Origin of the sequence: Agrobacterium sp. LR_9 (genome assembly GCF_041954855.1) — a bacterium.
In the GTDB taxonomy this organism is placed as follows: domain Bacteria; phylum Pseudomonadota; class Alphaproteobacteria; order Rhizobiales; family Rhizobiaceae; genus Agrobacterium; species Agrobacterium leguminum.
The window spans coordinates 1-12,337 of record NZ_JAVAYA010000021.1 but is presented as its reverse complement, the minus strand read 5'-3'; the positions used below and the strand labels follow the sequence as shown (position 1 = coordinate 12,337).

The 12,337-nt window shown below is 60.4% G+C and carries 14 protein-coding genes; 8 read left to right on the top strand and 6 right to left on the bottom strand.

What is annotated here, in order from left to right; genetic code table 11:
• Positions 1-48 precede the first annotated feature (48 nt).
• Complete coding sequence (locus RAC79_RS20365; RefSeq protein WP_004430050.1) at positions 49-951, bottom strand: branched-chain amino acid ABC transporter permease; 903 nt, start codon at positions 949-951, stop codon at positions 49-51.
• Positions 952-1,285: 334 nt separating this feature from the next.
• On the opposite strand from RAC79_RS20365, the gene cysQ reads away from it, so the two are divergent.
• The 4 genes from cysQ to RAC79_RS20345 all read left to right on the top strand — a co-directional run bounded on the left by cysQ (position 1,286) and on the right by RAC79_RS20345 (position 4,459).
• Complete coding sequence (cysQ, locus tag RAC79_RS20360; RefSeq protein WP_065656759.1) at positions 1,286-2,074, top strand: 3'(2'),5'-bisphosphate nucleotidase CysQ; 789 nt, start codon at positions 1,286-1,288, stop codon at positions 2,072-2,074.
• Positions 2,075-2,445: 371 nt separating this feature from the next.
• Positions 2,446-3,486, top strand: a complete 1,041-nt coding sequence (locus RAC79_RS20355) for a DUF2793 domain-containing protein (RefSeq protein ID WP_174036403.1) — start codon at positions 2,446-2,448, stop codon at positions 3,484-3,486.
• 191 nt (positions 3,487-3,677) lie between these two features.
• On the top strand, positions 3,678-3,953 hold the full coding sequence (locus tag RAC79_RS20350) for a DUF1153 domain-containing protein (RefSeq protein ID WP_003491799.1): 276 nt from the start codon (positions 3,678-3,680) through the stop codon (positions 3,951-3,953).
• Positions 3,954-4,177: 224 nt separating this feature from the next.
• A complete protein-coding gene (locus RAC79_RS20345; RefSeq protein WP_003522924.1) occupies positions 4,178-4,459 on the top strand; it encodes a GNAT family N-acetyltransferase in 282 nt (93 codons plus the stop codon).
• A gap of 121 nt (positions 4,460-4,580) precedes the next feature.
• Here RAC79_RS20345 and RAC79_RS20340 read toward each other — a convergent pair whose 3' ends face one another.
• Positions 4,581-4,784 carry a DUF1059 domain-containing protein gene (locus RAC79_RS20340; protein WP_003522925.1) on the bottom strand — a complete coding sequence of 68 codons (204 nt, stop codon included), beginning with the start codon at positions 4,782-4,784 and terminating at the stop codon, positions 4,581-4,583.
• Between the two features lie 287 nt (positions 4,785-5,071).
• Entirely contained in the window at positions 5,072-5,422 is a 351-nt protein-coding gene (locus RAC79_RS20335; RefSeq protein WP_080824430.1) for a flagellar export protein FliJ, read from the bottom strand.
• A gap of 480 nt (positions 5,423-5,902) precedes the next feature.
• Here RAC79_RS20335 and ctrA point away from each other — a divergent pair, with 480 nt between their 5' ends.
• The gene (gene ctrA, locus RAC79_RS20330) at positions 5,903-6,607 is read left to right on the top strand and encodes a response regulator transcription factor CtrA (RefSeq protein WP_003522926.1); all 705 of its coding nucleotides are present in this window, start codon (positions 5,903-5,905) and stop codon (positions 6,605-6,607) included.
• A 235-nt stretch (positions 6,608-6,842) separates the two neighbouring features.
• Positions 6,843-7,373 carry a GNAT family N-acetyltransferase gene (locus RAC79_RS20325; RefSeq protein ID WP_142844930.1) on the top strand — a complete coding sequence of 177 codons (531 nt, stop codon included), beginning with the start codon at positions 6,843-6,845 and terminating at the stop codon, positions 7,371-7,373.
• Here RAC79_RS20325 and RAC79_RS20320 read toward each other — a convergent pair.
• The 3 genes from RAC79_RS20320 to chpT form a co-directional block, all read right to left on the bottom strand.
• On the bottom strand, positions 7,370-8,416 hold the full coding sequence (locus tag RAC79_RS20320; RefSeq protein ID WP_174039614.1) for an alpha/beta fold hydrolase: 1,047 nt from the start codon (positions 8,414-8,416) through the stop codon (positions 7,370-7,372). The genes RAC79_RS20325 and RAC79_RS20320 overlap by 4 nt on opposite strands.
• A 140-nt stretch (positions 8,417-8,556) precedes the next feature.
• Positions 8,557-9,084: a GNAT family N-acetyltransferase gene (locus RAC79_RS20315; RefSeq protein ID WP_065655532.1), complete on the bottom strand. Its 528-nt coding sequence runs from the start codon at positions 9,082-9,084 to the stop codon at positions 8,557-8,559.
• Between the two features lie 84 nt (positions 9,085-9,168).
• A complete protein-coding gene (gene chpT, locus RAC79_RS20310; protein ID WP_003522930.1) occupies positions 9,169-9,816 on the bottom strand; it encodes a histidine phosphotransferase ChpT in 648 nt (215 codons plus the stop codon).
• 251 nt (positions 9,817-10,067) lie between these two features.
• Between chpT and RAC79_RS20305 the strand changes: the two genes are divergently transcribed.
• Together RAC79_RS20305 and RAC79_RS20300 are read left to right on the top strand one after the other, a co-directional pair.
• On the top strand, positions 10,068-10,664 hold the full coding sequence (locus tag RAC79_RS20305; protein WP_003522931.1) for a DUF1134 domain-containing protein: 597 nt from the start codon (positions 10,068-10,070) through the stop codon (positions 10,662-10,664).
• 274 nt (positions 10,665-10,938) lie between these two features.
• Complete coding sequence (locus RAC79_RS20300) at positions 10,939-12,168, top strand: hypothetical protein (protein WP_174039615.1); 1,230 nt, start codon at positions 10,939-10,941, stop codon at positions 12,166-12,168.
• Positions 12,169-12,337: the final 169 nt, after the last annotated feature.

The window sequence follows — 12,337 nt, the reverse complement described above, 5'->3', positions numbered from 1 at the left end:
AGGCTCGGGCTGGAAGCAGCATTGTCGGAAGCGATATTGGTCATGGGATCACACCTTCTCGACTTCCGGACGACCGAGAATGCCGGTCGGCTTGAAGATCAGCACGAAAGCCAGGATGCCGAATGCCGCGACATCCTTGTAGGCGATGGAGAAATAGGCCGACCACAGCGATTCGATGAGGCCGATCAGCAGACCGCCGAGAACAGCGCCCGGAAGCGAGCCGATGCCGCCGAGAACGGCCGCCGTAAACGCCTTGACGCCGGGAATGAAGCCATCGCTGAAGGAGGCAACGCCGTAATACATGAGATACATGGTGCCCGCGACAGCGGCGAGTGCTGCACCCATGATGAAGGTGATGGAGATCGTCTTGTCGACATCGACGCCAAGCAGTGCGGCCATCTTGCGGTCCTGTTCGGTGGCGCGCTGCGCCCGGCCGAGCGGGGTCTTGTTGACGATATACCAGAAGGCGAAGAGCAGCACCGAGGTAACGACCATGATGATGAGCTGCTTCAGCGACACGGTAATGGCGCCGAAATGATAGCTTTCCGTCACCATCGACGGGATCGGTTTGTTACGCGGACCCTGCGTCACCTGGATGAAGTTGGACAGCGCGATCGACATGCCGATGGCCGTGATCAGCGGTGCAAGACGGAAGGAGCCTCTGAGCGGGCGATAGGCGACGCGTTCGATCACCCAGTTCCACAGGCCGGTCATCAGCATGGCGACGACCATCATCAGAAGCAGAAGAAGCGCCACCGGAATGCCGGCGACAAAGGATGTCACGATCAGGAAAACGATCAGCGCGGCAAAGCCGCCGAGCATGAAAATATCGCCATGGGCGAAGTTGATCATGCCGATGATGCCGTAAACCATCGTATAGCCGATAGCGATGAGGCCGTAGATCGATCCAAGAGTCAGCCCGTTGATGAGCTGCTGGATAAAATACTCCATGTCTTTCCCCCGGGCACGACCTCGAATGGGCCACGCCTCGTTATGTTAATTATAGGGGCGCCCTTGCAGGCAGACCCCCACCCTCAAAATGCATATCGTGTTCGTTAAAAATGTGAAGTCAAAAACGGGCTATCCTGCACAAAATTTGGAATTTCCACATGGACTGCCGCTTTCCCGGTCAAAAGAGCCATGATTTTGGCAGGAAGTGCTGAAAAAATGACGGCCGGATGCTTATTTCAGCATTGTCCGACGCCATTATTTGACGGGCAGCGGGCAAAGGAGTAGCGAAGATCGGAACGGCGATATCCCGCAGACGGGATCAATTGGCAAAGAGATGATCGACATATTGACGAAAGCGGCGCTGGACGCCGGGCAGGCCATCATGGCGGTCCACCGTGCCGGCCCGCATGTGTCGTATAAGGACGACTGCTCGCCGGTGACCGAGGCCGATCAGCGCGCCGAGGCGATCATTCTTGCGGCGCTGGCCGCCCATTTTCCCGACATCCCCGTTGTTGCCGAAGAGGCGGTATCGAGCGGCATCCTGCCGGAAACCGGTGCGGAATTCTTCCTCGTCGATCCGCTGGATGGCACCAAGGAGTTCATTTCCGGCAAGGACGATTTCACCGTCAACATCGCGCTCATCCGCAACGGCGTTCCGGTGGCCGGCGTGGTTTACGCCCCCTGCCGCGGGCAGGCATGGACGGGCGAGGACAACGCCGCCGAAAAGCTCGCCATTTCCGGCGAAGGCGCCATCCTGTCGCGCCACCCCATCCGCGCGCGCCAGCGCGGCGCCTCCCCCGTGGCGCTGATCAGCCGCTCGCATTGCACGGCGAAAACGGAAGCCTTCGTGGCCGAACATGGGCTGAAGGACTGCATCTCCGTCGGCTCTTCGCTGAAATTCTGCATGCTGGCAGAGGGCGCCGCCGATATCTACCCCCGCTTCAGCCGCACCATGATGTGGGACACGGCCGCCGGCGACGCCGTGCTGCGTGCGGCCGGCGGCAGGACGCTCGATTGCGAGGGCAGGCCGCTTGCATATGCGGTGAGGGGCGATGGCGAGGATGCGCTGGCCAATCCGGATTTCATTGCCGAAGGGGCGATGGCAGTGGAACACGCGGGGTAACGCCGCTTTCCGTCTTCTGCGGCTACTGCAACGGGTGGATCGGATTTCTGCCTTGGTGAGCTTCGGCGTATGCCGCCTCACCCCCCTCTGCCCTGCCGGGCATCTCCCCCTCAAGGGGGGAGATCGGCAGGAGGCGCTACCACCGCTTCATTCGCAAACGTCGTGATAGGCGAGACCTATCCACGAGTCGATCTCCCCCCTTGAGGGGGAGATGTCCGGCAGGACAGAGGGGGGTAAACAGCATACGCCGAAGCCCCTAAAAACATCCTCATACCGATCAACGCAGACAAATTTCTTCCCCACTCATCCCCACCCCACGCCACCGCCACACAATGCCCCGCAACGAAACACTGCAGCGCGGAAGGCACATCATGACGGAACAGACGGCGAGACTTCGGCTTCCCTATATCCTCCCCTCGCAGGCACAGAAACACGTCACCCATAACGAAGCCCTGCAAAGGCTGGATGCGATCGTGCAACTGGTCATCAAGGCCATCATCACCACACCGCCCGATAACGCTGAGGAAGGGGATTGTTTCCTCCTCTCCGCCGATGCCGCGGGTGACTGGGCCGGCAAGGGCGGCAGGCTCGCTTTCCGGCAGGATGGCGCCTGGCTCTTGATCGCGCCGCAGCCGGGCTGGACGGCGTGGTTTGCGGCCGAGAGCAGATACCGCATCCTGCGCGACGGCAACTGGCGCGACATGCCGCTGCCGGCCGCCGGTCGGCTGGAAAGGCTGGGCATCGGCACGGAGGCCGACGCCACCAATCGGCTGGCGCTCACCTCCCCCGCCAGCCTCTTCACCCACACCGAAGAAGGTGGCAGCCACCGCATGACGATCAACAAGGCGGGCAAGGGCGATACCGCCTCGCTGCTGTTCCAGTCCGGCTGGAGCGGCCGGGCGGAAATGGGCCTTGCCGGCACTGACGGGTTTTCGATCAAGACCAGCAAGGATGGCGCCTCATGGCACACCGCACTTCTATGCAGCGGCGACGGCCGGGTCTCGATGCCGAACCGCCCGCTCGCCGTCGCCGGCCTGCCGGCGGGCACGACGAAACCCGCCAATGGCGCGGCGGCAGGTTTTTCCGTGCTCTCCATCGCCGAGGGCGGCTTTGCGCTCGGCGATGCGGTGAGCGGCGGTGGGCGTGAACTCGTGGTTCCGGCAAAGGGCCTTTATCTGGCCGCCCTGACGCTCGCCGTGGTCTCTTCCTCCGGCCACCGGGTGACGCTTTTCATCAATGGCGCGGCGGCCAGCTTCGGTATCGCCGGCAATGCATCGACATCAGGCACATCGCAGTCGGCAACCTCCATCCTTTCCCTCGATGCCGGCGACCGCCTGCGGCTGCAGCATGAGGGAACGGCGGAATTTACCCAGGGCAGCGGGAAAACGTGGCTTTCGCTTGCGGCACTCTGACGGAAACAACCGATGAGAGAGAAAAATTGCGATTTTTGGAAAAATTTTTTCCCGGCAAAATAAGGCGACTCGAACAAATCAGGCGAAACCGTTCAAATTCTTAATAAATTGTCTAGAGCTGCTTAGGCAATTTTTAAAGGTACCGGGATAGAGTTCCCGTCATATGGTCTTGAGTTTGTATAGAGTGTCCAATGACCGAAATGATACGCCCACGAGTTAAATATGTCATCGGCCCCGATGGCAGCCCTCTGACGATCGCCGATCTTCCGCCTGCCAATACCCGTCGCTGGGTCATTCGCAGAAAGGCGGAGGTGGTTGCAGCGGTACGCGGTGGACTGTTGAGCCTCGAGGAAGCCTGCGAGCGTTATACGCTCACCGTCGAAGAATTCCTGTCCTGGCAGTCCTCGATTGCCGATCACGGCCTTGCCGGCCTGCGCACCACGCGCATTCAGCAATATCGCCACTAAAACAGTGCGCCGGCGCGATAACGCGCCCAGACCGAGTTTCCAGAACGCCCCGCCGGATTATCGACGGGGTTTTCGGTTCGATTTCGGATCCCCCCTGAGAACTGCCCCACAAAGCCGGCGATTGTCGCCGGTTTGTATCCGCTGCGTTCGCTATCCCGCTGTTTCAATTCGGATGCAAGCCGTTACAGTGGCGACAACGAACAGCAATGCGGAAGGCGCTCATCATGGACATCAAGACAACCGAAACCGGATCGCACGGCGAATATTCGGCGACCATCGACGGCCACAAGGCGGAGATGACCTATTCGCGCACCTCCCCTTCCCTCATCATCATCGATCATACCGGCGTGCCCGATGCGCTGCGCGGCAAAGGCGTCGGCCAGGCGCTCGCCGCGCATGCGATCGATGAAGCCCGCAAGGGCGGCTGGAAAATCATTCCGCTCTGCCCGTTCTTCAAGGCCCAGACATTACGCCATGCCGAATGGGCGGATGTAATTCAGGGGTAAGGGCGCTTTATCTTCTGTCTGAGGGCAGAATAATCGCAAGCGTCGCGGCATGTTTCTTCTCCCCGCCGGGGAGAAGAAACATGCAACCGTTCCAAATCGTAAAACAGGTCAATCCGGTTTTTCACGCCACCTTCAATGGCGGCGTCCCGGCATGCATGCTCCGGCGGACTTCTTCACGGAATTCAAGCGTATCCTTTGCGCCGTGCACGGCCACGGCGTGTTGCACGGCCGCTTCCATAAGTTCCTCCGGAGAATCGGCGGAGATGGCGACGGTGCATCTGCTGTCACTGGGGAATTCGCGGCAATCGATATATTGGCGGGCCATTTTTTCCTCCCTGCAAGTGCCGCCCGCACCCGCACGGGGCGCGTGCGCGTAAAAGCCTCCGGCTCACGGTCGGAACCTCCGTAAAATACGCCTTTCCCCACGTCCGGACAATCGAAATCAGGCCTGACCGTCCCGGCGGGAAACACCGGCGACGCGGCAAAACAAAAGGCCGCCCTGAAGGAGCGGCCTTTCGAAAAAATGCATGGCGTCCCGTCATTGAAAGCCGCCTCCTGATCCACCGGCAGCCGTCAATGAGGACGATCTTCGTAATTTCCTGCGCCTATAGGTCAGGCGCGGGCGCGGATGGCTCCGTCGCGGTTTTCCAGTGCGGCGGCCTTTTCATATTCGGCCTGCACTTCTTCCAGCGAAGCTTCGGCCGCTTCCTGCTGGGCCTTCAGCTCACGGATCGAGACCTGAAGATTATCCGCCCGCTGGCGCGCGGCCTTGGCGAAGGTCGGATAGGCGAAATGCGTCGGATCGGTAATGCCCGACTTGCTTTCTTCCAGAGATATCTGATGCACCAGTTCCTTTGCCATCCGCTCGAACTCGGACATCATCTGCTGCAGCTGGCTAAGCTGCCGGCGTTTTTCATTGACCTGAAATTCCTTCAGGCGAACCAGGCTGTCACGCGACTTCATACGCAATACTCCATGGATAGCGAGACCCGGATCAAAAAGGCACTATGCCACCCTGATCGGCCCGTTTAACCCGCCCGTTTTTCCGCAAGGGTTGCCCCCTGTCCCGGAATGATTCCCAAAAGTTACCCGACGTTAATAAAAAACCGCCGTCGTTAACCTTTCGTTTACGGGCATCGTTAATGATAACGACGATCATTTAAGGGTCGGTAAATGCCAGGTCCAAAAAAATGGACCCGACGATGTAAGAGTCGATTGAATCACTTAACGGGATTTCCTCACGTTAAGCTTCAATTTTGGCGATGGTGGATTCACGTGCAAAAACAGCGAAATGCCTACTTTGCTTAATAAATTCGATACACCTTGCCAAAGGCAATTAGAATTTGTTAACCATTTGGTGGCAGCCTGCAAATCAGGCAACGTCTGGATCCGCATCGCGCGAGGCAATGATTTACCGGTTCGCGGGCGGCAAAGGGGATAATTATGCGGGTTCTACTTATTGAAGACGACAGCGCGACAGCGCAGAGCATTGAACTGATGCTCAAGTCGGAGAGCTTTAACGTCTACACGACCGACCTCGGTGAGGAAGGCGTGGACCTCGGCAAGCTCTATGATTACGACATTATTCTTCTCGACCTCAACCTGCCCGACATGTCGGGTTACGAGGTTCTGAGAACGCTTCGCCTCTCCAAGGTCAAGACGCCGATCCTCATCCTGTCCGGCATGGCCGGCATCGAGGACAAGGTTCGCGGCCTGGGCTTCGGCGCAGACGATTACATGACCAAGCCGTTCCACAAGGACGAGCTTGTTGCCCGCATTCACGCTATCGTCCGCCGTTCCAAGGGCCATGCACAGTCGGTCATCGCCACCGGCGAGCTGATCGTCAATCTCGATGCCAAGACGGTTGAAGTGGGCGGCCAGCGCGTTCACCTGACCGGCAAGGAATATCAGATGCTCGAGTTGCTTTCGCTGCGCAAGGGCACGACGCTGACCAAGGAAATGTTCCTGAACCACCTCTATGGCGGCATGGACGAGCCGGAACTGAAGATCATCGACGTCTTCATCTGCAAGCTGCGCAAGAAGCTCGCAAACGCCGCCGGCGGCGCAAACTACATCGAAACCGTCTGGGGCCGCGGCTATGTTCTGCGCGAGCCGGATGGCGCGACGGAATTCCTCGAAACCGCCTGATCCATTCCGGAACAGGACAGTTTTTAAAAGACCCGCTGGAAACGGCGGGTTTTTTGTTGCGATTTGAAGATTTATTCTCCCTCATTCCTGTGCTTGTCACAGGAATCCAGCCAGCCCAAGTCCTTGGGCTGAAAGGACTCTCCCGCCGCGCAGACGCGCGTCGACTGGATTCCTGTGACAGGCACAGGAATGAGGGGAGAAAACCTGGCCACGCACCGCCAAGGGACAACGGCAGATGAACCACCTCATCCCCACTCTCAGAACCGAACGCCTGACGCTGCGCCCGTTGGCGATCACGGATTTCCCCGCCTATCGGGATTTCATGACGTCACTGCGCTCCATCGGTGTCGGCGGTCCCTACGACCTGCCCTCGACATGGGGCGTGTTCTGCCACGATCAGGCTAACTGGTACTTTTTCGGCCATGGCGCACTGATGATCGAGCTTGGCGAAACGGGACAATGCGTCGGCCAGGTCGGCATCAATCACGGTCCGCTGTTTCCGGAAAAGGAACTGGGCTGGCTGCTTTACGAAGGCCATGAAGGGCGCGGTTATGCGGCGGAAGCCGCCTCGGCGCTGCGCGACTGGGCCTTCAAGACCCTGAACCTGCCCACGCTTGTCAGCTACGTCTCGCCGCAGAACCGCAAATCCGCGGCCGTCGCCGAACGAATCGGCGGCAGGCTCGACCCGGCGGCACCCCGTTCCGATCCCGAAGACCTCGTTTATCGGCACCATCCGGCCACGAGGCTTCCGGAAAACCCGACCTAGCGCATCTCCGCTTTCAGAAAGCCGAGGATTGCCTGCGCGATCTGCGCATGGATGGCCGCGCGGTCCCTACCGCCGCCATCCCGGCAGACGAAACCTTCGCCCGGTGAAAGCTCCTCCACGATCTTTTCGCCGTTCGGCCTGCAAATCTGCATGAAGCTTAAATGGCTGGCATCCGGTATCTCCCGATAAACGGTCGTCGCCTTTGGCAGATGCCTGGCGATATAGTCGGAATCGGCCTTGATGGCGGCGATCTCCGGTGTTTCCACGCCCGCGGCCAGAATGAGAACCGGCACGCCGACGGCTTGCAGCGTCTCCGGCAGGAAACCGGCGGCCGGCCCGAGATCGAGCGCGATGGCGGCGCGGATGCGGGTATCCTTCAAATCCATCGAAAGCCGCGGATCGGCCCTGCCGTCACCGACTACCCCGACTTTGGCGAGCAGACGCGGAGCCTTGCATTGCGGCGGGCGCTTCTCCCCGCGGCAATCCTTCAGGGCAAGTTCGGCGCTGTATCGCGCGCCAACCAGCTCCATTGCGGTCCAGCCGCCGAGGGAATGGCCGATTACGGCGATGCGCGTCGCGTCGATCCTGCCGGCGAATCGGTCATCGCCGATCAATGCGGTCAGCGTTCTGCTGATGTCGCGCGGCCGTTCCCACAATGGAACGATCTCGGTCGCATTTTCTTCGGTGAACGATTCGCCGCCGTGATCCGGGGCGGCCACGACATAACCTTCCCGAACAAGCTCACCGGCAATCCAGTTCAGATTGCGCCAGCTTCCACCGAAACCGTGCGACAGCAATATGAGAGGACGTGAACCGTCAAGAAGGGAAGCGCCCGGTTGAACCTCAAGGCCGTAAAAGGCGGCATTTTCACCGACGATCTCGCTTTTGCCCGACGGCGCGGCCGGGTACCACAATGAAACGGCTAGCGTTCTCGAACCGGCCTCATCCGGCAATTCGATCTGTTTAAAACCGATGCCGCTTTCCGCCGTTGCGGAGTGGACAGTGGAAAAAATGACGATGACCGCCGCAAGAAGATAGCGCATGGGATGCTCCGGAGTTGATATGGACCAACTCCTGGTTCAATCCACCGACCGCCGAGACCTCGAACAGGTTTCAGGTCGTCCTGAAACGCGATTGGAGACAGCAACACCGTGTGCTTGAGAAAGCCGCGTTGAGAAATGCTCTAGATATCCGCGATCCGCTCGAAAAGCCGAACGGGACTGTCGCGGAACGTCGTATCGCGAAATGGCCGGAAACCGAATCGGGCGGCTATGGCCAGCGACGGGCTGTTGAGCGGATTGATCATGCAGACGGTCCGCTGGGAAATCCCGCGACCATCGAACCATCGCAGCGCCGCCTCCACCGCCTCTGTCGCGACACCCTTGCCCACCAGCGCCCCGTCGATTTTCCACATCGCCTCGGGCACGCCGTCGAAATCCTCACCGTTGCCACGGCGCATATGGGCAAAGCCCACCTCGCCCACGATGCGCCCCGTGGCAAGCTCTTCCACCACGAAAGGGCCGAAGCCGAAAGCGGACCAATGGCCCAGAAAACGCAAAAGCCGGGCGAAGGTGAGTTCCGGATCCAGCGGCGCAATCGATACGACCCCTTCGATCTGCGGAACATCCGCGCCCCAGAAGGCGCGATAGAGCGCTTCATCCGCGATGGCATGCGGCCGCAGGACAAGGCGAGCGGTTGTCAGACGTGTCATGAACATGCTCCCCAAACGAAAAAGGCCGGCGCGTCGGCAGACGCTGTCCCGGCCCTTCACAAATTCAGATCGGCGATTGAACGGTCACTCGGCAACCGTCTTGGCGGTAAACACGATGCGGTCGTCATGCACCTTGTATTCCACCGCCATATTGGCCTCCTCGGCCAGAAGCAGCGTGTAATAGGGCTGAACGGAATGGGCGTCGACCGCCTCTTCCAGCCTGCCCTCGTAAATTTCCACGAACTTGGCCGGCACGCGCATCATCCGGCCCTTGACGGTGATTTCGAACCTGGCGTCGCCGTCGGGGCTTTCCAGCAGCACATCCACATTGCCGCCGCGCGGAATGGCGCCATAAGCCACGAGGAAGAGATTGAGCAGAAGTTTGACACGATTCTTCGCAACGATGGCGCGCGGGCCGTTCCAGCTCACCTCCGCCTTCTTTTCAGCAGCGGCGAAATCCTGGGCGGCTTTTTCGGCCTCGCCGGTGTCGATGGACGCGCCGGCGGAGCCGGAAGCGCCGAAAGCAAGGCGGGCGAACTTCAGCCGCACGGATGCGTTAAGGGCTGACGTGCGGATGAGATCGAGCGCGTCGTCATCCGTGCCGCCCTCGTCCAGGAGTTCGAGGCCGTTATTGATGGCGCCGACAGGAGAAATCACATCATGGCACACACGGCTGCACAGAAGAGCCGCCAGATCGGGACCGGACAGCGTGATATTGAGTTTGCTGGTCATAAAATTCTCTCCTGCGCAAGGGAGGCGCGGACGGTGTGGAAATTGTTAAGCCATAATGACACCATATTTGGTAAACCGATTGTTAATAGGATGGTTTCAAAATGCCAAATGCCTTAACAGGCCACACTGGAGCCCCGTGTATCCGCAAGGATGCGCGAAACATGCTGTAGAACTTTGACTCTGGGCATCGGCCCTTTCGAAAACCGATTCGGATTTTCGAACCGATGCGCTAACGAAACAGACGGACGGACATGACGATGCGCCTTACGAAAACCCGCACCATTGCACGCCTCGGACTGGGAAAGATTGTCGCGCTCCTTGCGAGCCTCCTGATATGGGTCGCACCGGCCGCGGCCCAGAACAGCGATCAATATTCTTTCCAGGAAGTCGTGGATGCAGGCCACGGATTCTTCGGTGAAACCACCGGCGGCCTTGCCAAGGTGGTGGAGCGCGCCTTCCAGCAATACGGTCTTCCAAACGGTTACATTCTGGGCCAGGAAGGCTCCGGCGCCTTCGTCGCGGGCCTCACTTATGGCGAAGGCACGCTTTACACCAAGAATGCCGGCCAGCACCCCGTCTTCTGGCAGGGCCCCTCCCTTGGCCTCGATTATGGCGGCCAGGGCACCCGCGCCATGATGCTGGTCTACAACCTGCCGTCCGTCGATGCGCTTTACCGCCGTTACGGCGGTGTGAGCGGCTCCGCCTTCATCGTCGCCGGCGTCGGCATGACCTATCTGAAGAGCAGCGACGTAACGCTTGCCCCCATCCGCACCGGCATCGGCGCGCGCCTCGGCATCAATGTCGGTTACCTGAAGCTCACCCAGCAGCCGACCTGGAACCCCTTCTGATAAGACGGGACGGTGCGGCATCTTTCTTCTCCCCGCCGGGGAGAAGGTGGCCCGAAGGGTCGGATGAGGGGGCAACGTTGCCGAATATCTCTACCCTTGCCCCCTCATCCCGCTGCCGCGGACTTCTCCCCCGCGGGGAGAAGAAACAAGTGGCGCCGACACCGCCTGTGCAATTGCCGGGAGCCCCCTCCCCACGGTTGCAATAATAGCGTAACGTGCTTTCGCGCCCCTCTTTCCGAATGCGCGCGTATCTGAGTTTCGGAGACTGTCCCGCGTGATCGAATATGCCATTCTCTTCGGATTGGGTTTTCTCACCGCAACCCTGCTGGCTCTGCTGATCGCACCCGCGATCCACCGCCGCATCGTCGCCTATACGGAAAACCGCATACGCGCGACGATGCCCATCAGCCCGCAGGAAGTGCGCGCCCAGAAGGACATGGCGCGTGCGCTCTACGCCGCCGAAAACGCCAAGGTTCGCCAGGAACTGGATACCGAACGGGAAAAGAACACCTCGCTGCGCCTCGCGAACGAAGCGGCCTCCAGCGACGCCTACCGCCTTGGCGAACAGAACCGCAGCTTCGCCCTGAAAATCGAGGAGCTGACGCTGGAGATCGGCGAATTGCGTGCAGCGCTTGATGCCGCCGAAGAACACGCCGGCATCATACAGGCAAACCTCGCACAGCAGGAGCAGGCCGCCAACGAGCGCGCCAGCCAGATGTCCGATCTCACCGCCCGCCTCACCAACCTGACGCGCGAGCTGGATGATTCGAAAATCCTCGCCGCCACCCGCGATCTGGAAGCCGAGCAGGCCAAGCAGAGCGCCACGCGTTTCCGCAAGGAAGGCGAGACCGCCACCCGCGAATTGCAGGATGTGGCCGCCCGCAACAAGGAAGCGATGACGGCGGTTGCGCGCGAAAGCCGCAAGGTCACCCGGCTGGAGGAACAGGTCGCTACGCTCATGGCGAAAAATGCCGATCTCGACACGATGCTGACGCTGCGCAACCAGGAAGTCGCCCGCCTCAAGGAACAGCTTGCCGCAACCGGCGGCCGCGCCAACGACATGATCATTCGCCTGCCGAACCCGGCCGTGCCGGTCGAGAAAACGACTAGCCCATCGCAACCGCCGGCACCTGCCCCCGCCGCCGCGCTTGAAACCGCACCCGCCGCCGAAGAAGAGGCGGCACCGGCGATGGCCGCAGCGGAGCCAGCCCCCCCGGTCGTGACGGAGCCAGCGGCGTCGCAAGGTCTGGAGCAGGAAATCGAGGATATCCGCAATCAGGGCACCGCGCTCACCGAACGCCTGCTGAACGTGCGCGGCACCGGCAACGACGAACCCATCCGCCGCGAAATCGCAAGGATCGCCGCCGAGATGATCGCACTCACCGCCGCACAGGAGGGCGAAAAATCGCCCATCCCGGCGCTGCTGGCCAAGGCCTCCGGTTCATCTGGGCGGGAGAGCCTTGCGAAGCGGGCGAAGGTGGTGATGGAGAAGCGGGAACATTAGGCCCTCGGCGGGTGTGGTTGTACCCCGCGTTGAGTGTGCGGCTTACCCCCCTCTGCCCTGCCGGGCATCTCCCCCCTCAAGGGGGGAGATCGGCAGGAGGCACTTGCACCGCTCCATTCGCAAACATTGACATGGGCGAGACCTAACCACGAGTCGATCTCCCCCCTTG